The sequence below is a fragment of the Streptomyces sp. NPDC005799 genome (assembly GCF_040630525.1).
GTDB lineage: Bacteria > Actinomycetota > Actinomycetes > Streptomycetales > Streptomycetaceae > Streptomyces > Streptomyces griseorubiginosus_B.
In genome coordinates this window covers 1-25,982 of record NZ_JBEXXQ010000084.1, presented here as the reverse complement: position 1 = coordinate 25,982, position 25,982 = coordinate 1, and the positions used below count along the sequence as shown (strand labels likewise).

Here is a 25,982-nt window from a genome sequence, read left to right as displayed (position 1 = left end):
GCACCCGGAAATCATTCGGTTGGTATTCTCCCGTTCAGGGACGCCCTGTATCGCTCGTGCGCCGACACCCCTTCGCCGAAGGAGTGCCTTCGGGTGGGCGCCGTGCCGTATCGCTACGAGATCGGTCAGCTCGAAGTCACCGTCGAACAGTGGGTGGCCTTCCTCAACACCGTCGATCCCGAAGGACGCAACCGCCTCCGTCTCTACGACGAGACCGAGAGTCCGGCGGCGTGGCCGAAGTACGGCCAGATCAACCTGTCCCCGGGTGCAGGCAGAGGCCGTCACTACTCGGTGGCCTTCCCGCAGTGGGCACGCAAGCCATACGGCTTCGCGAACTTCCTGAGGGCGGCACGCTTCGTCAACTCGCTCTACAACGGCCGACTGATCTCCAAGCGGGCCGGCAGCAAGGACAGCTTCCAGTACGTCACGTACCAGGTCGCGTTGTCGTCGCAGACCGAGCGCGGGATGTACGACCTGGCTCGGCCGCAGACGACCCGAGTGCATCGTGCGGGGTTCGTCCTGCCGAGCCAGGACGAGTGGATCAAAGCCGCCTACTACGACCCTCGCGGCGGCGGCACCTACTCCTACTGGAAGTACCCGACCAATCCTGGAGTCTTCGGTGACGGAGAGGCGACTGCTCCCAGCCCCACCGTCCTCAACCCGGGCACCGGCGACGTCGCCAACGCTGCGACCCAGCCTCTGGCCTCGTATCACGCGGACGGCAAACCAGCACCGAGCTGGTGCCCGAACCAACTGAGCCCCGACGCGTGTTCCACCATCAACCCGCTCGGACTCGACCCGGCCGTCTATGCCAAGGCCTACCAGGGAAGCCTCAGCACCGTCGGCCAGGCGAGGACCGCGTCACCGTGGGGCACCCTGGACCAGGGCGGCAACGCGGTCGAGTGGACCGACACGATCACAGCGCCCCCTTCCGGGCAGAGTTCCCTCCGAGTCTGGCGGCGGCTCCACGGCGGAATCTCCAACGCATCCGCCTACCAGATGTGGCCCTCCGCTGTTGGACTGCAGCCGCAGGACAATGTCTTCTACAACCACACCTATCCGTGGCTGGGCATCCGGATCGGGGTGACCGGCGACCTGAAACCCGGCAAGCCCTGACACACCATTCCGCAACTGTTGATCGTCACTCGGGTGAGCGGTGCGCGGGCCCCGGATGCCCCTTTACGAGTGCGGCGGATGCGGGATTCGGCCCAGCGGACCTGCCACAACCTCGAACAACTCCCGCAACGGATCCGGTCCCACCCGCCAACGCACACAGGCCAGACCTGCCGCGGTCACCGACGCCACGAGGTGCCCCGCCTGCCGCAACGCTCCGGCCAGGGTGTCCCCACACCCGCCCGTAGGAAGCGCCGGGGAACAGGACCAGCGCCAGCACGAAGTACACCGCCACCCGCGTCGGCACCGTACGCGTCCGTCCCCGAGGGCCCGGCCGGTCAAGGACATCGTCGGCCAATTCGAAGGAGAGATAACGGGTCAGAGCGCCGAGATGCCCCGGAGCGAACACTCCGCAGGCCATTGTGAAGCTCTGAGTCAGCGTCGTCGTGCCACGGCGGCCTGCTCGGCTTCGCCGCCCTCCATCCCGCGCCTCAGCCTGGCGAGCTGCGTGCCCAGTTGGTCGTCGCCCCGTCCCCGGATGCACCCGCCGTCACCGCGACACTCCTGGACCGCCTCGACGTCTGGGCCGCCCACGACCTGCCCACCCCTGACACCCCGGTGACGCTGTATCAGCTTCCTGGCTGCTTCCCCCACGACCAACTCCTCCGCCGCGGCTGGACCGTCGTGGACAGCAGCAGCCGCCTCACCGTCGACCTGGACGCCATCCGCCTCCCCGAGCACCCCGCGCACGCGGTGCGCCCGGCCCGGAACGAGACCGACCTCCGCACCGTCCACTCCGTGCTGAACGAGGCCTCCACCGGCGACCGGGAGCACCCCCACCCGGACTTCGACGCCTTCCACCACGCCCAGCGCCGATGTGAGGGCTACAACCCCGACTTGTGGCTCCTCGCCGAACTCGACAGCGTCCCCGCCGGCGCCCTCATCGCCCGCGACCCCGTCGACCGCGCCTGGATCGCCTGGTTCGGCGTCCACCCCGCCCACCGCCGCCATGGCCTCGGCGCCCAACTCCTGACCACCGCATTCAGTCTCCTCCGCGCCCGCGGCCACCGCACGGGGAACGTGCCCGGCGAGTTCGGCGGCGGTGAAGGTGCCGGCGGAGGTGGTGACGCGGTGATCCGTCTTGACGGCCGTGGCGTAGTCGAAGCGCAGGCGGCGGGCGGCCAGGCGCAGCTCGCGTCCGCCATACACTTCGTCGTCGGCCATCCAGCGGGCTTGGATGCCCAGGGCGCGGGCGCGTACGAGCATGTCGGCGGCCAGCTGCGGTTTGGTGGCGAACTCCCGTTCGTCGGGGACGTGGGTGAGCAGGCGCCGCCCTTCGTCAGCGGCCCAGGCGGCGGGCGAGTACAGCTCCCGGTCGATCAACGCGTGGCCGCGCCGGGTGGCATAGGTGAGGTGGACGGCGATCTGGCACAGACCTACTCCGCCCAGGGCCCCGGAGTACTCCTGGGGCCGCCCCGACGGCGTCGCGGGAGGACTTCTCGTCGCCCGTCTCGTCCACCACCAACACGGCTTGGTCATCGGCGAGTTTCGCCGGCGATCCACGCGGCGAGGCGGCCACGGGCCAGGTCGTGGTCGACGCGTGCGCGGGCGAGGAAGTGCTGCAGGCGGTGTGGACCGGAGTGGCCCAGGGCCTCGGCGGGCGTCCAGCAGTTGCGGGTGTCCAGCTCCATCAGCATCGCCTCGCACATTTCCCGTGCCAGCAGGCGGAATTCACGTCGAGTGAGGCAGCTCGCCGCTGCGGCCATGGCCGCTCGTATCACGTCTGTCAGACGCACGCTCGGCTATCGTGGCCTCCGCCGCCACCTGGTCCTTGATCGTCGTCACAAACGTTCATGATCACGGTGGCCGTTCCTCTGCTCGCGGCGCCCCGGCAGGCGCCCTGACCGGCACGGACACGCTGACGATCAAGAACTACAGCTGCCGTGACGGATCTGCGTGGAACACACCATCAGCGAGGAGAAGAAATGGCGGCCGCTCCAGCGATACTTCGACCGCCGGGAGTACTACGCCGAAACGCACGCCGCCATCGCCGGACCGGTCTCCGACCGCACTGCTCGCAGGGCCTCTCGGCAGCGCACGAGCACCGAACTCATGCTCTCCCGCGGAACCGCCTGCTGATCACACTCCAGCCAATCGACCAAGCCCGCACGCCCCGACCTAATCGCGTACCGAATCGTAACGACTCACCGGCTGGCGCCCTCAGGCAACAGCACGCGCACAGGGACGCGGGTCCGTTCAGCGTACGCCAGCACGTCAGCGGTGCCCCCGTAGCCCCGTGCCGGTTTCCCGTCCCACACGGCGATCAGCTCAGCTATCAGTCCGGCGAGGATTTCGGATGCGGCCGGACGGGCCCGATGGGGAACCCGATGATGGTCGGCCTGCTGCGGCCCTTCCACAGGCCGGGCCGCACGGTGGCCCTGACCGGCTGGTCGATGGGACTGCTCGCCTTCTGGCTGGTGAACTGCCCGATCAGCTGGAACATCGAGGGCGGAGTGCCGCTGCAGTACCAGGTGTCGATTTCCGCCTGCCGTCTCACTGGTCGTGTACATCCTCGTCGGCTACCTCAAGCCGGAGGACACGCCGGAACGGCTGGCTAGGAATCTGAGTGCCATTCAACTCACTTGCCTACGAAGGGAGATGAATTTTGCCGGATCATTGTCACATGATCATTCAAAAGTTCAATTAGCTGCTGTGTGATCAGGTGGCATGAACCTCCCCCACCCCCCTCGGGGCGCACAGGCGGCCGCAGTCGCCGTCTGCGCCCTGCTCCTGGTGGCCGGCCGCGCCGACGCCGCGTCGCCCGCCAGGCCCCACGACCACCTCAGACCCGGCCCGGTGAACCCCACGGCAGACACCGCGGCCCACGCCCTGATCGCGAACGACGGCGGTGACGACGGCGCCACCGACCGGGACGACCCGACCGCCGGATTCGCCCAGCAGAACCGCATGACGACCGCCCCTGGCACCACGGTCGGGCCGGGCGCCCTGGTCAACGCCCGTCAGCAGGCCGGGCGGCTGCCGACCCTGCCGACACGCTGGTCGGAGGTCACGAACGTCCCGCTGCAGCCGGAGGACAAGCAGTACGCGGACCCGGTCGCCTCGAACTTTGGCGCCGGATTCGGTCTGAACAGCGGCCGCGTCTCCGCACTCGCCGTGGACGGGGACACGGTCTACGAGGGCGCCGCCGACGGCGGCCTGTGGCGCTCCGACGACGACGGACGGCACTGGAAACCCCTGTCCGACCATCAGCAGACCCTCGCCATGGGCGCCCTGGCCGTCAACCCCGCCGACCACTCCCTGTGGATTGGCACCGGCGAGCCCAGCAACTCCGGCGACGCCTACAGTGGCCTCGGCATCTACCGCTCCACCGACCGGGGCCGCACCTGGAAGCAGGTCGGCAAGCGCATGGACGGCAGTGTCGTCCCCCGGATCACCTTCGACGGCCGGGGACACGTCTACGCCGCCACCGACGAGGGCGTCCTGCGCCACGACGCCGACGACACCACCTCCGACTGGACGATCGCCCTGGCCCCCGGCGACCCGGACGCCGGCTTGACGTCGGCGGCCACCGACGTCGCCGTACGCCCCGGAACCGGCGGACGGCAGGTCGTCGCCGTCATAGCGGGCTGGTTCACCTCCGACGGCGGCGCAAACGGCATCTACGAGTCCGACGACTCCGGAAAGCCCGGCACCTGGCACAAGGTCACCCCGACCGGCGACCTCGCGGGTGTCCTCCCCGGCCGCTCCTCCCTCTCCTACTCGGCCGACGGCCACGAGCTGTTCGCCCTCGTCGGCGACGCCACGAACAACAGCAGCGACGGCGACGTCTTCCGCTCGGCCACCGGTGACGCGGCCGGCCCCTGGACGACGGTCGCCGACGAGGACGTCCTCAAGGCGGCGGGCGCACAGAACAGCGAGCCGACCGATTCCGCCTGGTACAACCAGTACGTCGCCGTGGACCCCACCGACCCGGAGCACGTCTACGCGGCCTTCTCCGAGGTCTTCGAGAGCTGGGACGCCGGAAAGACCTGGGCGACGATCGGCCCGTACTGGAACTTCGGCCTGAAGTGCTACGTCCAGGGCCCCATCGCGGGCGGCTGCCCGATGACCACCCACCCCGACCAGCACGCCATCGCCTTCGGCACGGACCACCGCGTCTACTTCGGCAACGACGGCGGTGTCTACGAGCGCTCCGCGACCCTGCGCCCGGACCCGGTGCTGCCCTCCGAGGGCTGGACCAACCTCAACCAGGGCCTGCACACCCTCCAGTACTACGACGCCGCCTACGGCCGCGACCCGGCGACCGGCGGCCTGTCCACCTGGGGCGGCACCCAGGACAACGGCAACGTGCTGAGCCTGCCGGGCGCACGTGAGCTGTACCAGCCGGCGGGCGGCGACGGCGGCTACGTCGTCGTCGACCCGCACAACGCCGACCGGGCGGTCAACGAGTACGTCGACCTGGACATGGAGCTGACCACCAACGGCGGCCGCTCCGAGGGCACGACGCCCTCCTACACCAACATCTCGCCCGCCTGCTCCTGGAACGCCGACCTCCCCGGCTGCGACCCGGGCCCCGAGTTCATCGCCCCCTACACCTCCGACGTGGGCGATCTGAACCACTGGGTCGCCGGCGGCCGGTACGTGTGGGACAACGGCGGCAAGGGCTGGGACACGCGGTGCACCGCGGCCTCCTGCGACTGGCGGAACGTGCACGACACCGGTGAGCACCACTCCATCACCGCGCTCGCGACGAACGGCGGCGTGACCTACGCCGGCTGGGAGGACTGGAGCGGCTCCCACTACGCCAGCGGCATCGACACCAACGCGGGCGGCACCTGGCACCGGCTCACCGCCCCGCTGCCGAAGCGCTACGTCACCTCCCTCACGGTCGACCCGCACAACCCCCTTCACGTCTGGGCGACGTACGGCGGCTTCACCTGGGTGTACGTCACCGGCGCGGGCGAGGGCCACGTCTTCGAGAGCACCGACGGCGGCACCACCTGGACCGACCGCACCGGCGACCTGCCGGACGCCCCGGTCGGGGCGCTCACCCTCTGGCACGGTCATGTCGTTGTCGGCACCGATGTCGGCGCCTTCGCGGCCGCGCCCAACCCGACTGGCGGCTACACCTGGTACCGCCTCGCGGGCGCCCTGCCCAACGCCGGGATCGTCTCCCTGGACGTCTCGGACGACGGCGGCCGGCTGCTCGTGGGGACGCACGGACGAGGTCTGTGGTCGACGGGACTCTGGTAGGACTCAGGCCACCAACGGCCCGGGCCCCGCTCTTTGGAGGAGCGGGGCCCTGTCGGTGTGCGGGCCGCCGCGACGGTGCCGGCCGCCTCACGCGGCTACGACGGCGGGAAGAAGGTGCCGGGCCGCAAGCGGCACATCGTGACCGACACGCTCGGTCTGCTTCTGGTCGTCGCGGTCACCGCCGCGAACATCGGCGACCGGGACGCCGCGGCGGGCCTGCTGACCCGGCTGCGCCGCCTGCACCGTGACATCACCCTCGTCTGGGCCGACGGCGGCTACACCGGCGACCTGGTCGACCGGTGCCGGCAGCAGCTCGCCCTCACCCTGCAGATCGTCAAGCGCACCGATGACATGTCAGGGTTCGTGCCGTCGATAGCAACCACCAGCAGCCCGGCTCACCGAGTCCCGGCGGTGCAAATCGCCGAAGCCGGGCCACGCAGCAGGTCGAACAGAGACCTCATCGGACGCACGCCGAGCCTGGTGCGGGCGTGCCACAGTGCGGTCGCGGTAACCGTCGGCAGTGGCAGGGCCTCAAGGGCGTCGGTCAGCTTGCGCCACACGGCCGGGTAGCCGCATTCCTCGAACAGCATGGCCGCGAGCAGCAGGTAGACCACTACCCGGGCCGACACTTTCCGCAGCCGCTGCTGCACCGCCCCGCACTCGGCGAGGACCGCGTCGACCATCGCGAAGGGTACGACCTGGGTCAACTCTCCCAGATGTCCCGGGGCGAAGACGCCTTCGGCTACCGCGATTTCACGCGTGATGACAGACCGTCCGGACAGCGGAGCCTCCGGTCTTTGTGAACTTGCCCTGCCCGCCGCGGAGAGCGGCACACAGTTGGGCAAGGACAACCGCATCACCGGCTACGGCGGTCGCACCTTCCTCTACGACGCTAACGGCCAGCTCTCGAGCGACGGCCTGCGTACCTACACCTGGAACTCCCGCGGGCAGTTGACCGGGCTGTCCCAAGGGGGAACCAGCACGGCCTTCGGCTACCACGCGCTCAGCGGACGCATCTCCAAGACGACCGGCGGCTCCAGCCGCAGGTATCTGACCGACGGCGCCAACCCGCTGGTCGAGCAAGACGATCCCGGAGCGACGAAGGCCACGGTGGCCACCTCGGGCCTGGACGCGTTCCTCACCCGCTCCGAAACCGGCACACCACAGGTCTACCTGACCGACGCGCTGGGCAGCGTGGTGGGACTGGCGAACACGGACGGCACGGTGGCCACAAGCTACACCTATGACCCCAACGGCACACCCACCGCTTCGGGTGCGTCGTCGAACCCGTACACCTTCACCGGCCGCGAGGACGATGGCACCGGCCTGCTCTACTACCGCACCGCTACTACGACCCGCAGACCGGCTGCTTCACCTCCCAGGACCCCAGCGGCTTCGCCGGCGGCGCCAACCTGTACGAGTACGCCCTGTCCTCCCCCACCACCTACACCGTCCCCACCGGCAACAACCCCCTGATCGCCGCCTGCGTCACCGGCGGCGGCACGGACTGGCTCACCCAGCGCCTGTCCGGACGCAAGGTCAACTGGGGCCAGGTCGGCCAATCCGCCGCCATCGGCTGCCTGTCCGGCATGCTCGGCGAAGGCCTCGGCGCCCTGGCCGAGGGACGACTCGGCTCCAAACTGGGCAGCTGCGCCTTCCCCAACAGCTTCACCGACGATACCCCCGTGCTGTGGGCCGACGGCATTCCGCAAGGCCATCAAGGACGTCGACGTCGGCGACAGCGTGCTCGCCACCGACCCGGACACCGGCGACAGCGGCCCACACACAGTCACCGCTCTGGTCAAGGGCAGCGGCGACAAACACCTCACCGACATCACCCTCGAGGCCGACGGCCCAACAGGCAGCAAGACCAGCACCCTCACCGCCGCCGACGGCCATCCCTTCTGGGTTCCCGAGCTTCACCGGTGGATCAGCGCCGGCGAGCTCACCGCAGGACAGTGGCTGCAGACCAGCGCCGGCACCTGGGTACAGATCACCGCCCTGCGCCGGCACACCGAACACACCACGGTCTACAACCTCACCGTCGACCGCCTGCACACCTACTATGTGATGGCAGGCACGACGTCTGTTCTCGTCCACAACTGCGGCGTCGACCCGGCCGCGATCAACCCGGACTTCACCCCAGGAGCGATCCGCAACGCCGACGGCACCTGGACCATTCCCGAGGACTCCCCGCTGTATCGGCCGCCCGGGACGGACCGGGTCGGCAGGGACGCTTCGAGGGCCGCATCGAAATCGATGAGAAGGGTCCCAAGACCCCTACGGGCGAGGCGACCGAGGCCTTCGCACGTTTCGTTGACAAGCTGCCCGACATGCACTTGCCCGGGCACTTCCCCGGAGGGGGCTGATACGTGAGTTGGGAGCTTGGATGGACGCGCGTTCCGCAATCGAGGACCTGAGGCGCCGTGCCGCAGCAGGAGAGACGCTGGAGGCCCTCTCCCACGCCGTGCTCGCTCTCCTCAGCCGACCGGCCGCGGCCGTTGCGGGTGTGGCGTTCGACGAAGAGGCCCGGCAGATGGCCCTCCGCCTGACCGGCCGCACCATGATCCATGGCGGTCGCGTTGCCGGGGAGGAACGACTGCGCGGTGCCCGGTTCCTGGCCGGATCTCTGCACGTGCTGGCCGACGGCGGCGTCCATATGATCACGCCCGATGAGCGGCAGGCCGAGGAAGAGGGAAAGCTCGCCGCGGTCGTCTACCGCCCCCTGGGCATCACGGTCGGCGTGCTGCGGAAGGGCATGAACGAAGCAGAGCGCAGCGCGGCCTACAGCGCCGACGTCACGGTGGGCCCCTACCGGCGCTTCGCCCTGGACGTGCTCCATGACCGGCAGGCCCAGGCACCGTATGACCGCATCGGCCGGGACGTGCCCGCGGCGGTGGTGACGGACCCGGGACACGTGCTGATCGCCCCGATCGCCGAACCCTTGATGCTGCTGGAAGACGACGCCTCCCCGGCAGACGCACTCCGCCCGGCAGCCCGCCTGGCCGCCACATTGGACAAGGGCCAGGACTACGCCATCGACACCGACCGTGCTCTGGTACGGCTGACATCGCAAGGACGCAAGCGAGTGCACGACGCCTTCGGCGTCACCGATGCCGCGAGTATGCAGACCCTGCTGCTGGAAAAGCGCGTCACGCAGGCGCTCGCCGCGGCCCACTGCTACACGCGGGGCAGCGATTACGACCTTGCCGACGGCAGCGTCACTCCCCTGCCCTCCGGGGCACTGCCCGGTGGGGTGCGCCTGCGCGGAGGACTGCTCCAGGCGATCGAGACCAAGGAAGGCGTGACCATCACCGACACCCAGTGGATCACGGCGACCATCTCGGTCTTCGAATACGCCCGGCGCTACTCCCACATCGGCGGCACATCGCTGGCCCAGCTGATGTTCACCACCGAGCTCGAGGAGCTTTTCAACCTCACGCTGTGGGACCGCCGCGAGGCCGAGGAACTGCGCACCCAGCAGCAGCACGCGCCGCAGATGGCCGCCTACCTGGCGCTGAACCGTCAGATCGCCCAGTGGAGCCGGCTCGGCACACAGCAGCGCACCGAACTGTACGGCCTGCGCGAGCGCAGCTGGCAACCAGACGAACTGCAGACCCTGCTGCATCGCCTGGTCGACGCCGCCGTGACACAGGCCATCGGCGACAGCAACGGTGACCTCCCCCAACTATGGTGCGCACTCAGCGAGTTGGCGACCAATGTTCTGCTTGAGCAGTCGACCGGCGGCGAGGGCGCGCCACCGACCGCGGACCGGGTCCGGATCAGAGCGCGCGCCGTCTTGGACGACCGTCTGATGTCAGATCCCGACAGGCAGCGCCGGGGCCTTCACTCCGCACTCGATCAGGCAGCCGTCTATCAGGCCCAGGCCGAGATGCACTACCGCGACCTGTACTGGCCCGATGACCTCGCACCCTTTGAGGAAGCCCTGACCGCGGTCTACGACAGCATCCGCACCGACCTCGCGCGGGCGGTAGCCCACCAGGCCCTGCGCCCCGCGTAACGGACAGGCCCCTCGCCGTTCCCATGGTCCCGCCCCCCGAAGGGCTTCTGGCCGACGATGAGCAGCAGACGCACCATCCTGACGACCTCTCTTGCCACTGCCCTCGGCATAGGCGGGCTGGGCGCCATCGATGCCGCCGTCCTCAAAGAGGAAACCACCCCCACCACGTCGACGCTCGCGCCTCTGCGCGGAGCGGCGCCCTTGCCGTATGCACAGGTGATCTCGCTGGATCTGGCCGTCAGTGAAGGGCACCGCATCGACGCGCTCAGTACCGTATGTCGGCGGGTCGCAGCCATCGACGGAGCGAAGACGGCCGCCTGGATGGCACTCGGCGCGGACGGTCTGTCCGGTGGTGTGGACGCACCGCTCCAGCTCAAACGCATGCACGTGGTCCTCGTCGAACTGCTTGAGCGACTCGGCAGGAAGGCTGGCCACGGCACACTCTTTCTCGGTTGCTGCGGTCATACCGGAAAGTGGGATGTGCGGGTGAACTCGACCGCGCCCAGGCGTTCGTAGAATCGCTCCGCGCCGCTATTCCCAGCGATGACGGAGACGGAGCCGTAACGGACGCCCGCCGCGCTCCAGTGGCGCCGGACCTCGGCAACGAGGCGCTGTCCCAGGCCGTGTCCGCGGGCATCGTCCCGAACCACTAGCGTCTCCAGCCTGCCCATCGTGGGCCCGAACTCCCAGGAGCTGGCAGACGCTGTGATCCGTGCGGCGGCATAACCGACGAGTTGGTCTGCGATCGTGGCGCCCAAGAGCAGCCAGCCGGGTTCGTCGGCCCAGCGCCGGTACTGTGCGCATCGCATGATCCAGCTCGCTTCCGGATCCACGGGTTCGGCGAGCGCGGTGATCTGGGGGGCGCATGTCCAATGGTGCCTGGCCAGTTCCAGCCACAGATCCTTGACCGCCTCGATGTGCTGCGCATCAATCGGGCCGAGTTCCACGGGGGAATTGTCCATCGTCGTCGCTCCTGCCGGGTTCTGCATTGTGGTCACAAGGGCTCCGCCTGTGTGCTGTCGCCCACCAGCATCGGCCAGAGCACCGCCGAGGTGATGAGCACGAGAGTGGCTGCGAGCGCCGGGAGGAGCCCCGGCGAGCCCAGGAGGCGGGTCAGCTGGGCGCCGATGGCCGCTCCGGTCCCCACTCCTACGCTGATGGCCGTATTGGCGAGGCCGAACAGCCATGCCGAGCGGCCTCCTGCGGCGCGGCCCAGCGCTCCGAACTCCTCCGCGCCCACACCTGTGACCGGGAGCCCGCTCAGGAAAGCCAGCGCAAGAACCAGATAGCCGGCGTGCGCGAATGCGAGGCACCACAAAGCGAGCGCCCAGGCGGCCATCAGCACCGGGTAGCCCCAGCGGGCTCCGGAGGCCCGCCACAAGCGGGTGAAGAGTAGGCCTCCGCCAATGGAGCCGACGGAGGCGGAGGCGATGACGACTCCCGGCGTATCGGGAAAACCTGTGTGCCCGGAGAACCTGGCTGCTGTGGAGATGTTGAAACAGCCACTCACCATCGCGCTCGCGCAGATAACCGCGAAGATCCCGAGCAGCCGACTGGTCAGCCGGCGTCCAGCGGGGGTGCCAACACCGGCAACGGGGGTTGGGGCTGCGGTGGTGACGTGCGGGCGGCTCCACCGCCACATCAGGCCGCCGCCGACGCACGAGCAGCACGATGCTGCGATGGGGGCGAGGTCTGGCAAGGGCCCGGAGGAGAGAATTCCGACCAGGGCGGGGGCGGCGACCACGCAGATCTGAGTGATCACAGACTCGAGGGCTTGAAGCCGGCTGGTGTCCTCGGCGTCCGAGTGCTGCTGCCACATCGCTCGCATGACGGCGGCGGTCGGCGGGGACGAGGCGCCCGCCAGAGCGACGCCGCACAGAATTGGAACGCGCCCGCCGACCACGAGCAGGACGGCAGCTGCGATTTTCAGGGCGAGCACACCTGCGAGAAGCGCTGGCCTGGCGCGCTCCTCATACAGGGCGCACAGCGGAGCCGCGCACACCGCAGCGGCCACCGTGAACAGTGCGACTGCGAGGCCCGCGACCGCTACGCCCAACCGGCTCGACACGAACAGCAGAGCCGTCGAGCTCGACAGGCAAAAGCCCAGCCGGCCCGCGACCGAGGCGGCCTCGGTCCGGGCCAGCCCGCTGTTCAGCACGAGACGTGCGACGGACTCGCCCCGGTGCGAGCCGGCATCGGTGACGCTCACGATCCTCCTCCGCACCCACACGCGGTGCCCTGCCCCGTCGACGTGTGCGTCTGGCCGCTTGTCACTGCGTCACGCCGAGAATGCGGCGCTGGAGCTGGGCGCTGTGCTCCAGGACGGCGAGTCCGATCGGTTCCAGTGTGATGAGCCCGGCCTCGTCGAGCGCCACCTGAGCTTGGCGGTAACGGGCCAGGACTTCGCCACCGCGGTGGTGCCCGCCGACCTCGGCCGTTCCCATGCTCTTGCGGATGCGTCCGATCTGCGCCGATACCCGCAGCCGGTCCACAAGCAGTGCGGTGATCTCCTGGTCCAGCCGGTCGATCTCCGTACGCGCCGCAGCCAGTTGGTCGTGGTACCCACCGACGGTTGTCATCGTGTGGCCTCCAGGACGATGGCGGAGCGGATGCCGTTTTCGACGGCGTCGACCTCTTCGAACAACCGCGACGCGTCGGCTGCGATGACCACGAAGCGCGCCAGGTTGCTGTTGGTTCCGTTCTCAGAGTCCAGGACGGCGCCCTCTGCCTTGTCCAACACGCCCCAGGCGGCGCGCTGCATCGCTTCCTGGACCGGGCCTTATCGATGGCGGCGACGCGAAACACTCCTTGCTCGGGCTGTGGTTTCACGAACCCCGCGTATCGCGAGGCCCACTGCGGCAGGACTGGATCCTGGCCGCAGGCCGTCTCCGTGATCGCCCGAACTACGTCGTAGCCGCGGGAGAACTGCATCAGCTCGTGGATTCCGCCGCCCAGGCGTCCGTTCACCTCAAGGACGACCGGGCCGTCGACGGTGAGCATCAGCTCGGTGTGCACCGCGCCGGTGGTCAAGCCCAGAGCCCGGATCGCATCGCCCGCGACGGTCTCCGCCCGTTGTATCTGCTCGTCGGTGAGCAGAGAGGGAGTGATGTGCCCGACCTCGCGGAAGGGAGGGGCAAGTGGGAGCTTGTCGGTGACGCCCAGGTGGTGCACGACCCCGCGGTGCACCAGGGACTCGACGCTGACCTGGGTACCGAACCGCGGATCGCCGTGCCAGTTGGCCCCGTGGATCTCCTCCTCGACCAGGAAGATCGGGGCGGAGCCGTTCGGGCGTGGGTCTGCGCGGTAGCAGTGCAGGGCCTGCGCGTAGACCTGGCGGAGCTCCACCAGGTCGGCCGCACGAAAGACGCAGAGACTGCCGACACCTGTCGCGGGCTTGAGGATGACCGGGTAGCGCAGATCCGCGCAGTCCTCGAGGTCCGCCTCGCGGCTGACCCTCCGGGAGGCCGGGGAAGGCACGCCGGCTTGGGCGAGGAGCCGGCGCTGATGGTCCTTATGGCGCACCGCCGTGGTGCCGCAAGTCGCCGAAGATCAGCGAGGTGCTGCCGCTGCTCTACTTGCACGGACTGTCATCCGGCGACTTCGTGCCCGCGCTGGAGCAGTTTCTGGGCAGCTCGGCCGGGCTCTCCCCGGCCACGGTCACGCGGCTGACCCAGCAGTGGCAGGCCGATCACGCCGCGTTCATGGACCGCGACCTCGCGACGGTCGACTACGTGCACGTGTGGGCCGACGGCATCCACCTCAACGTCCGCCTGGAGGAGGCCAAAGCCTGCGTCCTGGTCCTGGTCGGGGTGCGCGCCGACGGCTCCAAGGAGCTGGTCGCGCTCAAGGATGGCTACCGCGAGTCGGGTGAGTCCTGGGCCGACCTGCTGCGCGACTGCGCCCGTCGGGGCATGCGCGCCCCAGCGCTCGCGGTCGGGGACGGCGCCCTCGGCTTCTGGAAGGCCCTGGCCGAGGTCTTCCCCGAAACCCGCGAGCAGAGGTGCTGGGTTCACAAAACCGCAAACGCTCGACTCCATGCCGAAGTCCGCACAGCCCGGCGCGAAGAAGGCCATTCAGGACATCTACAACGCCGAGGACCGCGGCCATGCCGAGGCGGCGATCAAGACGTTCGCCCAGCTCTATGGCGCGAAGTTCCCCAAGGCGGTCAAGAAGATCATCGACGACCAGGACCAACTGCTGGCGTTCTACGACTTCCCGGCCGAGCACTGGATCCACCTGCGGACCACAAACCCCATCGAGTCGACGTTCTCCACCGTCCGGCTGCGGACCAAGGTCACCCGCGGGGCTGGCTCCCGCACCGCAGCCCTGGCGATGGTCTTCAAACTGCTCGAGTCCGCCCAGCAGCGGTGGCGGGCGGTGAACGCACCCCACCTCGTCGCCCTCGTCCGCGCCGGAGCCCGCTTCGAACGCGGCCAACTCGTCGAGCGCCCCGCCGACCTGGCAGCATGACCGGCTTCAGCCAAGCGCCCAGAGAGGCATCTGCCATGTCCGACCTCGACAGCCAGGTTCCCTACTGGGACGCCGCCGCGGCCACCAAGACATTCACCCACCCGCTCCACCTGCCCTGGCTCGACGGGATCAGCAGGCACGCCGCGATCCTCGACTACGGCTGCGGCTACGGACGCATCATGAAGGAACTCGAACAGCACGGCTTCGACAACCTCACGGGCGTCGACACCTCACGGGAAATGATCAGCCGGGCACGCCGCCTGCACCCCACCATGCGCTTTGCCGCCCTAGACACACCGCCGGCCTCGCCCTGTCCAGACGCAGACTTCGACGCCGTTCTGCTCTTCGCCGTGCTGACCTGCATTCCCAGCGACGAAGCCCAGCACCGGCTGATCACCGAGCTGAACCGTATCCTCAACCCCGGCGGGACCCTCTATATCAGCGATCTTCTGCTGCAGGACGACGAACGCAACCGCAGCCGTTACGGCCGCCATGCTGATCACTACGGCTGCTATGGCGTGTTCGAAACCGGCGACGGTGCGGTCTGCCGCCACCACCCCCGAGAGTGGTTCGCCACCCGGCTCGCCGGGTTCCAGACCATCAACACCCGGACCATCACGGTGTCCACCATGAACGGCCACGAGTCGACGGGGATCCAGATCCTCGCCCGCAAGCCCACATCGGCATGAACGCAGCTCAGATCCACAGGATTGACAATTACTCACGCCTTCCCACGTTCCATGCGAAAGCCGCAGACCGGGCTCGCGCCGCCTTCATGCCGGACACCGCCTGGCCAATAAGCGGTCACCCGCCAGGCTTGTCCCGGGATCCTGAAGTCACCCCGGTTTCGATGTCACCTACTACTTACGACACGTCGTCAGCGGTTCACTCGCGTTCGCCTTCCCGGACCCCACCTGACGCCTGACCGGCGCCTTTTCCCCGGACGCTCACCACGACGGTCTCCAAACCAACGCAGCTCGGGGCGGTTTGACGTCTCCCACCGCAGGGCGACGCCGAAGGGCCACAAGACCTTCATCTTCCGCACAGCACCACATCAAGCAGGGTCTTTGCCTACATCAACCTCACTCTCAGTGTTCGTGGCACACCTCCAGCCGTAGATCGCTGGTGCGTCGTCCGACCAACCGCGCCTACGGGTGCGTGTCCGTGATCGCGATGACCTCGTCGAGGCGGTCCAGAGCGGCCTGCAGGTCGTCGACCTTGGCCTGGATGCGGTCGCGCTCGGCGCGCAGCATGGCTCGTTGTTCGGCGTCGGTGTGCCCGGAGTCCCAGCATGGAAGCAGTTCAGTGATCCTTCGGCTGGTCAGGCCGGCGGCGAACATCTGCTGGAAGAAGCGGACCCGGGAGATGGCGTCCTGCCGGTAGAGGCGCTGGCCGGACGGGCTGCGCTCCGCGATGAGCAGCCCCTCCTGCTCGTAGTAGCGCACGGCGCGTACCGAAACGCCGGCAGCCCGTGCCACCTCGCCGATGCGGATCAGCCGCTCGGCCGCGGCCTCTGTGACGGTCATGGTGATTCCTCCCCCGGCCCTGATGACCAGCACTTGCCTCTGACGTCAACGTCAGGTTTTAGCGTACCGGGCATGGACATCAACAACTCCGTCGCCCTTGTCACCGGAGCCAACCGCGGTCTGGGCCGCGCTTTCGCCCAGCGCCTGCTCGAACGGGGCGCCCGCAAGGTCTACGCAACAGCCCGCCGACCAAAGACCGTGGACCTGCCCGGGGCCGAGGTGCTGCCCCTCGACATCGCCGATCCCGCATCCGTGAGGGCCGCCGCCGAGGCCGCCCCGGACGTCTCGCTGCTCATCAACAACGCGGGGATCCAGACGGGGACCGACCTGGTGACCGGCTCGCTGGACGCGGTACGGCACGAGCTGGAGACCAACATGTTCGGCCACCTGGGAATGATCCGGGAGTTCGCGCCGGCGCTCGCCAGGAACGGCGGGGGCGCGATCGTCAACGTCCTCTCCGCCATGTCGTGGTTCGGGGGCAAGGGCGCCAATGCCTACCACCTGACCAAGGCCGCCGCCTGGGCCATGACCAACGGCGTCCGTCTGGAACTCGCCGAGCAGGGCACGCTCGTGACAGCGGTGCACCTCGGCCTGGCCGACACCGACATGGCCGCGGGCTGGCCCGTGGACAAGATCGCGCCGTCGGACCTGGCCGACGCGGCGCTCGACGGTGTCGAGGCGGGCTCCGCCGAGGTCCTCGCCGACCAGTGGAGTCGGGACGTCAAGTCCCGACTGCCGCTGACACCGGAAGACTTCAACGCCGCCATGGACCGAGCCCTGGCGGCGCTAACGGCGACCTGAGAGGCCCTCGGGCCGTGTTCGTGGCGTGCTGGTGGGCCCGGTTGATCGTCGAGTCGACGAAGACCGTCCAGTCGATTCCGTCGGCCGAGTCCGCCGGGGCGACCAACTGGGCCAGCACCGTGTCCCAGGTGCCGTCAGCCACCCACCTGCGATGGCCCTTCCATACCGTCTGCCAGAGACCCAACGCGTCGCGGGGCAGATCTCTCCAGGGGATTCCGGTGCGGTACCGGTAAGTGATCCCTTCGACGACGCGACGGTGGTCGGCAAATGGACGCCCCGCCTTCCCCGCATGGCGTGGAAGGCGGGGCGCCAGGTGTGCCCACTGCTGGTCGGTCAGCAGGCACATGCGCCGGCTCGGGGTCACCGAGGCTGACAGACGGTGGCCAGCAGGGAGACGGTGACGTGATCGGGCAGGAGGCCCTCATCGTTCAGGTCTTCACGACTCACGTGGCGTGCGCTCGGTGTCATCGCCACCAGAGCCAGCACATCCAGCTGGACAGGGTCGCGGGATACTCCACCTGTTCGGTGACGACGGCATCGAAGAAGGGGCCCAGCGCCCGGTGCAGGCGCTGCTCCTTGGCCGGGTCGATCGCGACCATCGCAGGCAACCGGCCGCGCAGCTCGGCCAGGTGCCGCCCGGTGGGACGGACCACGATCAGCCGCCCGGTCGGGCGCAGCACGCGGTGGAACTCGGCTTTGGCGCTTGGTGAGTTTGTCGTCGACGTCGACCGCAGGCACGGTCAGGGCGATCATCGCGAGGCCGACGAGCGTCGATGCATCCTTGGATCAGTTCCGACCGAACCAGGATGGTCAACTCCTGTTGTGCCTCTGGTTTGCGGTGACTCTCGTTTGATCAAATTTAACTTCAAGCCTTTGGGATGTTGGTACAAATCGCATACCTCTGCGAATCCGTCCTCCCGAACGTGGCTTACTCTCCCTTCGGTTCCAGTCGACGTGGCTGGATTTCAGAGGCCGTGCGCGCCGACTTCCGACGCCTTGATCGGCGGCCGGGGGGAGAATAAGCGCATATGGGACGCAGGCAACCGATGGTGGCGTCCACCGTCCTGGCAGTCCTGCTCGGCGGCTGCTTCGGCGCCGGATCCGTCCACGCGGACACCGCCTCCGGCATCGCCCTGTACGTCGACAACCTCGCCGCCGGCTGCAGCGACACCGGCCCTGGTTCCCAGGCAGAGCCCTTCTGCCAGATCCAGCCGGCCGCGCAGGCCGTGGCTGCGGGCGGCGTCGTTCACATCGCACGCAACAACACCGCCTACGCTCCGGTGACCGTCGCGTCCAAGGGCACCGCGGACGCGCCCATCAGCTTCATCACCGCACCCGGCAACGGAACGATCGTCACCGTGGCGGGCGGCCAGGCGACGGCCATCACCTTCTCCGGCGCCCAGTACATCGACATGGCGGGCATCCAAGCCTCGGCGGGCGCACCCACGGCTGTGACCTTCTCGGATGCGCAGCACATCACCTACCGCTACGCCACGGTCAGAACCGGCGCCACCACGGCGACCACCCCGGCGATCGCGGTCGACGGTTCCTCCTCCGGCATCGCTCTCACCCATGACCTGGTCCTTACGACGGCTGGTCTCGGCTTCGCCAGTGCGGCCGGAGCGCAGGACGTCACCCTCGCCGACGACCGCTTCAGCTTGGATGTGGGGGGTGGCATCGCGGCCGCGGGCACCACGGGCATCCACCTTGCCGGCGACACCATCTCGACGCTGTGCGGGAACGCGATCAGTCTGACCGGCGGCACCTCCGGGTCGGTGCAGAACACGGTCGTGATGCCGGGCGGGACGAGGACCTGCTCCCGCACCGACACACCGGCCGAGTTCACGGTGGACGCATCCTCGGCCCCCCAGGTCACCGCGGACTACAACGCGGTCAATCCGCTGTCCACCGGCACCGACTACGACTGGGCCGGCACCGCCTACGCCACCACGCAGGCGTTCCAGGCCGGCACCGGGCAGGGCTCCCACGACCTGGACCAGACGAAGCTGACCATCCCCGTGACCGGGTCGCTCACGGAGCACTCACCGCTCATCGACTCGGCCGACGCGAACGCACCGGGCGAACCCGCCACGGACTACGACGGCAAACCCAGAGTGAACGACCCTCTGGTCGCGGACACCGGTACGGGCGACAGCTCCTACGACCGCGGCGCCACGGAGTTCCAGGACCCGCTCACGGCGAGCGGAGTCGGCATGAGCCCCTCCACCACCGGCTACGTCGGTGTACCCGCCACCGCCACCGCACAGATCAGCAACCCATGGTCGGACGCGCTCGACGGCCTCACCTACACCTTCGACTTCGGAGACGGCACCACCGCCACCTCCACCAGTGCCTCGGCCACGCACACCTACACCCAGGCCACCGATGGCAGCTACATCCCCGTCTCGGTGGTGGTGGACACGGCCGGCGGCACCCGGGTGGGAGGCGCTGACACCTGGTACCGGGTCAGCCCGCTACCGGCCCTCACCTCGTCCATCGGCTGCGGGCGCAGCCCCGCGGCTCCGGACACCGCCTCCTGCTTTTACGACGTCGGCTTCGATCCCTACACGGTCACGAGTGACCAGATCACCTTCGGCGACGGCTCGTCGGCTGTTTCCCCCACCGCCCTCAGCGGCACGGTCACGCACCGCTACGCGGCCCCCGGCACGTACACCGTCACGCAGAAGACCACCGACTCCGGCGGACGCACCGCCACCGCCACCACCAAAACCACGGTGGGCGCCGCCTACGTCACAGACGGCCCCAACCGCCTGCTCGACACCCGGTACGGCATCGGTGCGGCCAAACGACGCATCGGCCCCGGCGGCGTGATCCGGCTGAAGATCCTCGGCGTGGACAGCGTCCCCACCAGCCAAGTCAGCGCTGTGACCCTGAATGTCACCGACACCGGCGCCACCACGAGCAGCGTGGTCACGGTCTACCCCGACGGCACCAGCCGCCCGGCCGCCTCCAACCTCAACTTCAAGGCCGGCCAGACCAACCCCAACCTGGTCACCGTCCGGGTCGGCAAGGACGGTTACGTCGACCTCTACAACGCCCACGGCTACGTCGATCTCATCGCCGACCTGGAGGGCTACTTCACCACCTCGCCCAGCACCACCGATGAGCGCATGAGCAGCCTGGCCGCGGTGACTCCGACCCGGGTTCTGGATACCCGCTCCGGCGTCGGCGCCGCCCAAGGCAAGGTCGGACCCGGCAGTGTCACGACCGTCATCCTCCCCGCCTCCGGACGGGGCATCGCCACGGTCAACGCCGTCCTCAACGTCACGGTGACCGGTGGCACCAGCAACGGGGTGATCACCGTCTACTGCGGCGCCAGCACTCCCCCGCCGGCGTCCAACCTGAACTACCGCGCCGGACAGACCGTCTCCAACCTGGTCATGGCGAACGTCTGCACCGGCGGCAAGTTCAAGATCTACAACAGTGCCGGACACGTCCACCTGATCGCCGACCTCCAGGGCCTGTATACCAACGAGCTCGCCGGCACAACGGACGACGCAACCTCCCCCTCCGGAACGCCCCTCGTTGCGACCATCCCCACCCGCTTCCTGGACACGCGCAACGGCACCGGCGCCCCGGCCAAGCCGATCGGGGCAGGCAACACTCTCGCCGTCAAGGTCGCCGGAATCGACGGGATCCCGCTCGGAGCAAGCGCAGTGCTGGTCAACCTCACTGGCACCGGCCCGACGACCACGACCCACCTCACCGCTTTTGGCGGTAACGGCCTGCCCAACGTCTCCAACCTCAACCTCACCACCGGCGAGACCCGCCCGGTCCTCACGGTGATCCCCCTCGACCAAGACGGCTACATCCACATGCACAACGCCAACGGCTCTGTCAACGTCATCGCCGACCTGGAAGGCTATTTCGGCTGACTTGAGGCGGCGGCTGGTGGGTCGGCCATCCCAGCGGTAGCGGCTGCGTGCTTGCCAGATCAGCATGTGAAGCGTGACGAGGGTAGCGGCGAGGTAGAGGTAGAGGTCCACGCCCCTGCCGTCTCTCTCGGTGCAGCGCCGAAGCTTGCCGTAGCCGTTCATCCACGAATGCGTGCGCTCGACGGGCCGGCACCTGCTGGCCTGGATCGGGGCGGGCACACCTTTGCTGGCAATCTCGGCAGTGAACCCCAACTTGGCTATCAACGCACGGGAACTGATGCTGTCGTGGCCCCGGTCGAGGTTGACCTTCACGCTGTCCGGCAGCATGCCGACCTGCTCCTGCGCGGCGTCCAGGGTCAGTCCGAGCAGTGGCGAGTCATGCCTATTGTCCCCCTCGGAGACGATCCCCAGCGGGACGCCGCGGGCGTTGCAGGCGGCGGAGCGCTTCAGCCCCTGCTTGCCCCGGTCGACCGGCGAGCGGCAGGCCTTCTCCCCGCCGGGCGGGGCCTTGGTGATGCAGCCGTCCACCGAGATCTCGCCAAGGTCGAGGCCGATCATCCGGTCGTATGCGTCCGGGGCGAAAGCGTGCAGCGCTTTGGAAATCCCTTGCCGGGACCGCTCTTTGAGGCGTCGGCGGATGGCGCGGTCCGAGCATCCGCGTGGAGATCCCTCGTAGCCGGAACCATGGACCAGTGCGAGTACGACGTGCTGCGCGGGCACGGCCGTCCTTCGTGATCATTGAGCGTAGAGATTGCGAGCATGAGTACACGCAGGGCGGCGGGTCGACCGACCCTGAGCTCAGGGCAGGTTCACCACGGGAGGTTCCCGGATCGGTCGATGAACTGTCCCGTCGGCCCGTCCGGGCCGATCGTCGCGAGGGTCACGATGGACTCGGCGCCGTCGGCGACGCTGTGTCCGAGGCCGCCGGTGAAGTCGGTGGCGGTCTGCCCGGGGTCTGCGGCGTTGACCTTCACGTCCTTCAGTTCCTTGGCGTACTGCGTCGTGAGCATCGTGACCGCGGCCTTCGAGGCGCAGTAAAGAGGCAGGGCATACTGCGACTCGATCCGCGCCGGGTCCTGGGTCATGCTGAAGGAGCCCATCCCGCTGGACACGTTGACGATGACGGGGTTCGGCGACTTGCGCAGCAGCGGGAGGAAGGCGTGCGTGACGCGCACGATCCCGACGACGTTCACGTCGAGCACGGCGCTCACGTCGGCCGCGGTGTAGTCCTCGACGGGGCCGACCTTGCCGAGGACGCCGGCGTTGTTGACCAGGACGTCGATCGTTCCCTCATACGCGGCGACATCCGCGGCCGCGGCCTGGACCGAGGCGTCGTCGGTCACGTCGATCTCAACGAACCGGGCGCCGAGCGACTCGGCCGCGGCCCAACCACGCTCACGGTCGCGGGCACCGAGGAGGACGGTGTGCCCCGCCTCGACGAGGCGACGAGCGGTCTCAAAACCGAGAGACCTGTTGGCCCCGGTGATGAACGTGGTGGTCATGCTGGCTCCTCCTGGTCCGAACAGCACGGTCGTGCGCTGTTCACGCACCCCATGTTGGGTCCCCGGGAGGGCTGGTGGGAGCTACGGGACTTCCTGGTACTGCGCGTACCACCCAGCAGCCTGGTCCACCGGACGAGGCAGAACGCGCGGGCCCTCATCCCCGAGGAGACATCTTCTGGACCCCAATGGCCGCAAGGAATTCGAGTTTGCTGCGGGCATCGGTGCCTGGCTGCGGCGTGTACACCACGAGGCGGAGGTTCGTGTCCTGGGTGTTCAGGATGTCGGAGTTCAAGGCGATGTCTCCGACGTCCGGGTGCTGGACGAGTTTGTGCGCACTCTGGTGACCGCCCACCGCTCGGCGCTTCCACAACTCGCCGAATCGTGGGCTGAGGTTCAGCCTCGATACCAACGCCGTGAGGTCGGGATCGTCGGGGTACCGGCTCGTCGTCGCGCGCAGGTCGGCGACGAGGGACTCCTCGAACGCCGCCCGCTCGGCCGCCGTCTGCCGGACCCGGGGCAGCTCACCCAGGAACTGCCAGACCAGGACGTTGCGGTCGCCCGCACCGCGGACCGTGGGATCGCCGAACGTGGCCGCGAACAGCGGATTCCAGTGCAGCAACTGCCAGGTGGCATCGTAGATCGCCAGCGGGTTGCCGGCGAGCTGGTCCACGATCCGGTACAGGCTCCCCGGGATCATTCGCGGAACCCGGCTCCGATCTTCTGCGTGACCGGCCATGCGCAGAAGGTGAGCGTACTCCTCGTCGGACAGATGCAGGGCGCGAGCCAGGGCCGAGCAGACCTGCGCCGAGGGTGTCGCCACCCGTCCCTGCTCCAGCCGGACCACGTACTCGACCGAGATGCCGGCCAGGGTCGCCAGCTCCGCACGTCGCAGACCGGGGACCCGGCGGGGTGAGCCGTGCGCGAACCCCACCGCCGCGGGGTCCAGCCGGTCCCGCCACGCTCGTAGAGCGTCACCTAGTTGATCCACGCAAACCATCCTCCCGCACACCCCGCCCCGCTGGGTGGCACGCGCTGTACCACGAAGGCCCGTAGCTCCCGCCGACGCTCCCCGGGGGCTCAGTGTCGAGTCGTGAACGGCGCACACCGGTGCTGTTCGAAGTCCAAAGGAGCAAACGTGACCACCACGTCGAACCACTACGTCACCGTGTTGTGGGAAGCCCGGGCCAAATCCGGGAAGGAAGCCGCGATGAAGGCGTTCATGACAGCCGCCGTCACCGCATCGCGCTACGACGCGGGCAACATCGACTACGAGGCTCACCAGGTCGAGGGACAACCGGGCGCGTTCGTCATCTTCGAGCGCTGGGAGAGCCGCGAGGCCCTCGAAGGCCACCTGCAGGCACCCCGCATGCAGGACCTGGTACCCAAACTGCTGGAACTGATGGACGGCAGCGTTGAGGACGGGATCCGCTTCCTGCAACCGTTCCGCCCGGCACGGTAGGCCGACCCCGAGCGCGGCGGTCGTGATCGTCGTCCTTGACCAGCGCTACGTGATCGTGGGAATGCTGGGAGCCTACGGGGCAGACCCCAGGACTTGTTGCGGAGCGGCTTCGCGACCCTCTTCACTGATCGTTTCGTTCCGGAGTTCACGATGGCATCCCTGGACGGCCGGATGATGATGCAACGGGCGGATGACGATGGTGCTGAGCGTGCCCTCACCCCACACCGTGGATCGATGCGTACGGCATCGACGAAGCCCGATCGGCGTCACGCGGGCACGCTCGATGCTCGGCCGCGCGCAGTTTCTCCGACTCGGAGCCGGTGTCGGGCTGGCACCGCATGGCCACGGAGTACGGACAGGCTCATCGTCTGGGTCTTCCCCCAGTCGTGCGCGGCCGACTGCGAGGAGGAACTCGACCGGTCGCCGAACAAGCACATCGCGTTCGGGCACGGTCCGCATTACTGCATCGGCGCACACCTGGCGAGGCTGGAGATCTCCGAGGTGCTGCTCGCGCTCCGCGACTTCACCACCGGGTTCGAGATCGCCGGGCCGGTTCGTCGTATCTACTCCAACCTCCTCACCGGGATCAGCAGCCTGCCGGTGCGTTTCGGAGACCGGTGCGGTGCCGAGGTCGCTGTCGCCGTCCTCGTGGCGCAGCACCCAGTCGTCGAGGTCGAGGGCGGTTTCCAGCGGCTCCCTGGCCATGTGAGCCCGCAGGCGGCTCGCCTCTTCGGCGGCTCCGCCCGAGCGAGTCCCCTCGGGGGAGAACAGCTCTTCCCGGAAGGCGGCCTCGGACACCGCGAAGCACACCCGCGCGGTGTGGGGAGACACGTCCAGGATGGCCCCGATGAGCTGCCAGTCGGCGCCACCCATTCGCTCGAACACGGCGGCGGCTTCGAGGAACCGCTGCGCAGCGGCGAGGACTCGGGCGGCGTCGGCCAGCACGGCACCTGGGGCACGGTGGTGCCGTCGGGATTCAGCTCATGCTCGCCGATCGGGACGGCGGCACGCGCGAGGTCGGCCAGTTCGCATGCTTCGTAGGCCATCACCAGCCTCGCTCGTGCTGCCTCTGTATGGGGTGCGGTAGCTCCCGCATCACTTTCGGTCATGTCAGTCAGCCTCAGCTCCAAGATGGGTGGCGCCGGCGCGCCGGACGACATCACGCAGGCGCACGTCACGCAGGCGTGGCTCGCTGTCAGCGACGAACCCGAGGCGAAGGTGAGCGGCCGCTACTTCTACCACCAGAAGGAAGTGGTGCCCGCGCTCGCCGCACTGGACACGGGCTTCCAGGACGACCTGCTGGCGACACTGGAGGACCTCACCTCGGTGCCGTTCCCTCGCCCCTGAACAGACCGTCCCCGGTGGCCGGTCGGCCCGCGGTCCCCTGACCGATGCCCGAAACCGGCGGCCAGGTCAGCTCTGTTGCCCGTTGAAACCGTCGAGCGGCTGATGGCGGAGCTGGGTCTGGAGGGCGTCATCCGCGGACAGCGGCGCCGCACCACCGTGCTGGAGCCGTCGGCACCCAGGCCACCGGACCTGGTCGACCGCGACTTCACCGCGAGCCGGCCCGACCAGCTGTGGGCGGCTGACATGACCTATCTCCGCACCTGGACGGGCTGGGTGTACGTGGCGTTCGTCCTGGACGTCTTCTCCCGGACGATCGTCGGCTGGCAGGTCTCGAACCACATTCGGACCGAACTCCCGCTGTACGCGCTGGAGATGGCGCTGTGGCGACGCCGCATCAAGAAGGACTCCGGGCTCGTCCATCACAGCGACCGGTTGAGTCTAGGCAATACGTGTCCATTCGGTACACGGACCGGCTCGCCTAGGGAGCGTATTGGGTCGTGATCAATCTTCGAGTTCTGTCTGTGGGGCGGGGCCTGGACAGGTAGACCTTCTTGGATGACTCGCGTGCAACTG

22 protein-coding genes and 10 pseudogenes are annotated in these 25,982 nt (G+C 68.6%); 16 read left to right on the top strand and 16 right to left on the bottom strand.

Going from position 1 to position 25,982, the window contains the following annotated elements; all coding sequences use genetic code 11:
• Positions 1-93: 93 nt before the first annotated feature.
• Complete coding sequence (locus ABZ453_RS46845; RefSeq protein ID WP_359025541.1) at positions 94-1,116, top strand: hypothetical protein; 1,023 nt, start codon at positions 94-96, stop codon at positions 1,114-1,116.
• Between the two features lie 25 nt (positions 1,117-1,141).
• On the opposite strand, the gene ABZ453_RS46840 is transcribed toward ABZ453_RS46845, so the two are convergent.
• Complete coding sequence (locus ABZ453_RS46840) at positions 1,142-1,534, bottom strand: transposase domain-containing protein (RefSeq protein WP_359025539.1); 393 nt, start codon at positions 1,532-1,534, stop codon at positions 1,142-1,144.
• A 197-nt stretch (positions 1,535-1,731) separates the two neighbouring features.
• On the opposite strand from ABZ453_RS46840, the pseudogene ABZ453_RS46835 reads away from it, so the two are divergent.
• Positions 1,732-2,121: pseudogene (locus tag ABZ453_RS46835) on the top strand (N-acetyltransferase); the annotation flags it as partial.
• Positions 2,122-2,244: 123 nt separating this feature from the next.
• On the opposite strand, the pseudogene ABZ453_RS46830 reads toward ABZ453_RS46835, so the two are convergent.
• Together ABZ453_RS46830 and ABZ453_RS46825 are read right to left on the bottom strand one after the other, a co-directional pair.
• Positions 2,245-2,652 (bottom strand): annotated as a pseudogene (locus ABZ453_RS46830) (transposase); the annotation flags it as partial.
• Positions 2,649-2,909, bottom strand: a complete 261-nt coding sequence (locus ABZ453_RS46825; protein WP_359025537.1) for a hypothetical protein — start codon at positions 2,907-2,909, stop codon at positions 2,649-2,651. The gene ABZ453_RS46825 and the pseudogene ABZ453_RS46830, both read right to left, overlap by 4 nt.
• A gap of 160 nt (positions 2,910-3,069) precedes the next feature.
• Here ABZ453_RS46825 and ABZ453_RS46820 point away from each other — a divergent pair, with 160 nt between their 5' ends.
• The 4 genes and pseudogenes from ABZ453_RS46820 to ABZ453_RS46805 all read left to right on the top strand — a co-directional run.
• The gene (locus ABZ453_RS46820; protein WP_359025535.1) at positions 3,070-3,252 is read left to right on the top strand and encodes a hypothetical protein; all 183 of its coding nucleotides are present in this window, start codon (positions 3,070-3,072) and stop codon (positions 3,250-3,252) included.
• Positions 3,253-3,482: 230 nt separating this feature from the next.
• A pseudogene (locus ABZ453_RS46815) lies at positions 3,483-3,729 on the top strand (Na+:solute symporter); the annotation flags it as partial.
• A 111-nt stretch (positions 3,730-3,840) separates the two neighbouring features.
• Positions 3,841-6,387 carry a hypothetical protein gene (locus tag ABZ453_RS46810; protein WP_359025534.1) on the top strand — a complete coding sequence of 849 codons (2,547 nt, stop codon included), beginning with the start codon at positions 3,841-3,843 and terminating at the stop codon, positions 6,385-6,387.
• A 72-nt stretch (positions 6,388-6,459) separates the two neighbouring features.
• Positions 6,460-6,804: pseudogene (locus tag ABZ453_RS46805) on the top strand (transposase); the annotation flags it as partial.
• On the opposite strand, the gene ABZ453_RS46800 reads toward ABZ453_RS46805, so the two are convergent.
• Positions 6,783-7,070: a transposase domain-containing protein gene (locus tag ABZ453_RS46800; protein ID WP_359025555.1), complete on the bottom strand. Its 288-nt coding sequence runs from the start codon at positions 7,068-7,070 to the stop codon at positions 6,783-6,785. The pseudogene ABZ453_RS46805 and the gene ABZ453_RS46800 sit on opposite strands and share 22 nt — an antisense overlap.
• Before the next feature lie 1,060 nt (positions 7,071-8,130).
• Here ABZ453_RS46800 and ABZ453_RS46795 point away from each other — a divergent pair.
• Genes ABZ453_RS46795 through ABZ453_RS46785 form a run of 3 tightly spaced genes read left to right on the top strand, consistent with a single transcriptional unit; the run spans position 8,131 to position 10,924 of the window.
• Positions 8,131-8,763, top strand: a complete 633-nt coding sequence (locus ABZ453_RS46795; protein WP_359025532.1) for a polymorphic toxin-type HINT domain-containing protein — start codon at positions 8,131-8,133, stop codon at positions 8,761-8,763.
• A gap of 13 nt (positions 8,764-8,776) precedes the next feature.
• Positions 8,777-10,408, top strand: coding sequence for a hypothetical protein (locus tag ABZ453_RS46790; RefSeq protein ID WP_359025531.1), 1,632 nt, complete (start codon positions 8,777-8,779; stop codon positions 10,406-10,408).
• 57 nt (positions 10,409-10,465) lie between these two features.
• The gene (locus ABZ453_RS46785) at positions 10,466-10,924 is read left to right on the top strand and encodes a hypothetical protein (RefSeq protein ID WP_359025530.1); all 459 of its coding nucleotides are present in this window, start codon (positions 10,466-10,468) and stop codon (positions 10,922-10,924) included.
• Here ABZ453_RS46785 and ABZ453_RS46780 read toward each other — a convergent pair.
• From ABZ453_RS46780 to ABZ453_RS46760, 5 genes and pseudogenes are all read right to left on the bottom strand, one after another.
• Entirely contained in the window at positions 10,870-11,370 is a 501-nt protein-coding gene (locus tag ABZ453_RS46780; protein WP_359025529.1) for a GNAT family N-acetyltransferase, read from the bottom strand. The genes ABZ453_RS46785 and ABZ453_RS46780 overlap by 55 nt on opposite strands.
• 32 nt (positions 11,371-11,402) lie before the next feature.
• Positions 11,403-12,617 (bottom strand): hypothetical protein, encoded by a 1,215-nt coding sequence (locus ABZ453_RS46775; RefSeq protein ID WP_359025527.1) that lies wholly within the window; start codon positions 12,615-12,617, stop codon positions 11,403-11,405.
• 61 nt (positions 12,618-12,678) lie between these two features.
• Entirely contained in the window at positions 12,679-12,987 is a 309-nt protein-coding gene (locus ABZ453_RS46770; protein ID WP_359025525.1) for a chorismate mutase, read from the bottom strand.
• Positions 12,984-13,169: a hypothetical protein gene (locus ABZ453_RS46765; protein ID WP_359025523.1), complete on the bottom strand. Its 186-nt coding sequence runs from the start codon at positions 13,167-13,169 to the stop codon at positions 12,984-12,986. Before ABZ453_RS46765 ends, ABZ453_RS46770 begins: the two co-directional genes overlap by 4 nt.
• Before the next feature lie 194 nt (positions 13,170-13,363).
• Positions 13,364-13,885, bottom strand: a pseudogene (locus ABZ453_RS46760) (ATP-grasp domain-containing protein); the annotation flags it as partial.
• Positions 13,886-13,941: 56 nt separating this feature from the next.
• On the opposite strand from ABZ453_RS46760, the pseudogene ABZ453_RS46755 reads away from it, so the two are divergent.
• Positions 13,942-14,878: pseudogene (locus ABZ453_RS46755) on the top strand (IS256 family transposase); the annotation flags it as partial.
• Positions 14,879-14,913: 35 nt separating this feature from the next.
• Positions 14,914-15,567 (top strand): class I SAM-dependent methyltransferase, encoded by a 654-nt coding sequence (locus ABZ453_RS46750; protein ID WP_359025521.1) that lies wholly within the window; start codon positions 14,914-14,916, stop codon positions 15,565-15,567.
• A gap of 459 nt (positions 15,568-16,026) precedes the next feature.
• Here the strand turns inward: ABZ453_RS46750 and ABZ453_RS46745 are convergent, their stop codons facing one another.
• Entirely contained in the window at positions 16,027-16,404 is a 378-nt protein-coding gene (locus ABZ453_RS46745; protein WP_359025520.1) for a MerR family transcriptional regulator, read from the bottom strand.
• Positions 16,405-16,476: 72 nt separating this feature from the next.
• On the opposite strand from ABZ453_RS46745, the gene ABZ453_RS46740 reads away from it, so the two are divergent.
• Entirely contained in the window at positions 16,477-17,205 is a 729-nt protein-coding gene (locus ABZ453_RS46740; protein ID WP_359025518.1) for an SDR family oxidoreductase, read from the top strand.
• Between the two features lie 7 nt (positions 17,206-17,212).
• Here ABZ453_RS46740 and ABZ453_RS46735 read toward each other — a convergent pair.
• Positions 17,213-17,569, bottom strand: a pseudogene (locus ABZ453_RS46735) (IS5 family transposase); the annotation flags it as partial.
• Positions 17,566-17,900, bottom strand: a pseudogene (locus ABZ453_RS46730) (methyltransferase type 11); the annotation flags it as partial. The pseudogenes ABZ453_RS46730 and ABZ453_RS46735, both read right to left, overlap by 4 nt.
• A 333-nt stretch (positions 17,901-18,233) precedes the next feature.
• On the opposite strand from ABZ453_RS46730, the gene ABZ453_RS46725 reads away from it, so the two are divergent.
• Positions 18,234-21,101 (top strand): PKD domain-containing protein, encoded by a 2,868-nt coding sequence (locus tag ABZ453_RS46725; RefSeq protein WP_359025516.1) that lies wholly within the window; start codon positions 18,234-18,236, stop codon positions 21,099-21,101.
• Here the strand turns inward: ABZ453_RS46725 and ABZ453_RS46720 are convergent.
• The 3 genes and pseudogenes from ABZ453_RS46720 to ABZ453_RS46710 form a co-directional block, all read right to left on the bottom strand.
• Positions 21,102-21,812, bottom strand: a pseudogene (locus ABZ453_RS46720) (transposase); the annotation flags it as partial.
• Between the two features lie 98 nt (positions 21,813-21,910).
• A complete protein-coding gene (locus ABZ453_RS46715) occupies positions 21,911-22,603 on the bottom strand; it encodes an SDR family NAD(P)-dependent oxidoreductase (RefSeq protein ID WP_359025514.1) in 693 nt (230 codons plus the stop codon).
• A 154-nt stretch (positions 22,604-22,757) separates the two neighbouring features.
• The gene (locus ABZ453_RS46710) at positions 22,758-23,600 is read right to left on the bottom strand and encodes a helix-turn-helix transcriptional regulator (protein WP_359025512.1); all 843 of its coding nucleotides are present in this window, start codon (positions 23,598-23,600) and stop codon (positions 22,758-22,760) included.
• Between the two features lie 138 nt (positions 23,601-23,738).
• Here ABZ453_RS46710 and ABZ453_RS46705 point away from each other — a divergent pair, with 138 nt between their 5' ends.
• The gene (locus tag ABZ453_RS46705; protein WP_359025510.1) at positions 23,739-24,062 is read left to right on the top strand and encodes a putative quinol monooxygenase; all 324 of its coding nucleotides are present in this window, start codon (positions 23,739-23,741) and stop codon (positions 24,060-24,062) included.
• 72 nt (positions 24,063-24,134) lie between these two features.
• On the opposite strand, the gene ABZ453_RS46700 is transcribed toward ABZ453_RS46705, so the two are convergent.
• Positions 24,135-25,007 (bottom strand): hypothetical protein, encoded by an 873-nt coding sequence (locus ABZ453_RS46700; protein WP_359025508.1) that lies wholly within the window; start codon positions 25,005-25,007, stop codon positions 24,135-24,137.
• 162 nt (positions 25,008-25,169) lie between these two features.
• Between ABZ453_RS46700 and ABZ453_RS46695 the strand changes: the two genes are divergently transcribed.
• Positions 25,170-25,409 carry a hypothetical protein gene (locus ABZ453_RS46695; protein ID WP_359025506.1) on the top strand — a complete coding sequence of 80 codons (240 nt, stop codon included), beginning with the start codon at positions 25,170-25,172 and terminating at the stop codon, positions 25,407-25,409.
• An 87-nt stretch (positions 25,410-25,496) separates the two neighbouring features.
• Positions 25,497-25,888, top strand: a pseudogene (locus ABZ453_RS46690) (DDE-type integrase/transposase/recombinase); the annotation flags it as partial.
• Positions 25,889-25,982 lie beyond the last annotated feature (94 nt).

Coding starts and splice junctions, on each gene's coding strand:
- ABZ453_RS46840 (WP_359025539.1), bottom strand. CDS start 1,534: ATGGCCTGCGGAGTGTTCGCTCCGGGGCATCTCGGCGCTCTGACCCGT.
- ABZ453_RS46810 (WP_359025534.1), top strand. CDS start 3,841: ATGAACCTCCCCCACCCCCCTCGGGGCGCACAGGCGGCCGCAGTCGCC.
- ABZ453_RS46800 (WP_359025555.1), bottom strand. CDS start 7,070: ATGGTCGACGCGGTCCTCGCCGAGTGCGGGGCGGTGCAGCAGCGGCTG.
- ABZ453_RS46790 (WP_359025531.1), top strand. CDS start 8,777: ATGGACGCGCGTTCCGCAATCGAGGACCTGAGGCGCCGTGCCGCAGCA.
- ABZ453_RS46785 (WP_359025530.1), top strand. CDS start 10,466: ATGAGCAGCAGACGCACCATCCTGACGACCTCTCTTGCCACTGCCCTC.
- ABZ453_RS46780 (WP_359025529.1), bottom strand. CDS start 11,370: ATGGACAATTCCCCCGTGGAACTCGGCCCGATTGATGCGCAGCACATC.
- ABZ453_RS46770 (WP_359025525.1), bottom strand. CDS start 12,987: ATGACAACCGTCGGTGGGTACCACGACCAACTGGCTGCGGCGCGTACG.
- ABZ453_RS46765 (WP_359025523.1), bottom strand. CDS start 13,169: ATGCAGCGCGCCGCCTGGGGCGTGTTGGACAAGGCAGAGGGCGCCGTC.
- ABZ453_RS46750 (WP_359025521.1), top strand. CDS start 14,914: ATGTCCGACCTCGACAGCCAGGTTCCCTACTGGGACGCCGCCGCGGCC.
- ABZ453_RS46745 (WP_359025520.1), bottom strand. CDS start 16,404: ATGACCGTCACAGAGGCCGCGGCCGAGCGGCTGATCCGCATCGGCGAG.
- ABZ453_RS46740 (WP_359025518.1), top strand. CDS start 16,477: ATGGACATCAACAACTCCGTCGCCCTTGTCACCGGAGCCAACCGCGGT.
- ABZ453_RS46725 (WP_359025516.1), top strand. CDS start 18,234: ATGGGACGCAGGCAACCGATGGTGGCGTCCACCGTCCTGGCAGTCCTG.
- ABZ453_RS46715 (WP_359025514.1), bottom strand. CDS start 22,603: ATGACCACCACGTTCATCACCGGGGCCAACAGGTCTCTCGGTTTTGAG.
- ABZ453_RS46710 (WP_359025512.1), bottom strand. CDS start 23,600: ATGGTTTGCGTGGATCAACTAGGTGACGCTCTACGAGCGTGGCGGGAC.
- ABZ453_RS46695 (WP_359025506.1), top strand. CDS start 25,170: ATGTCAGTCAGCCTCAGCTCCAAGATGGGTGGCGCCGGCGCGCCGGAC.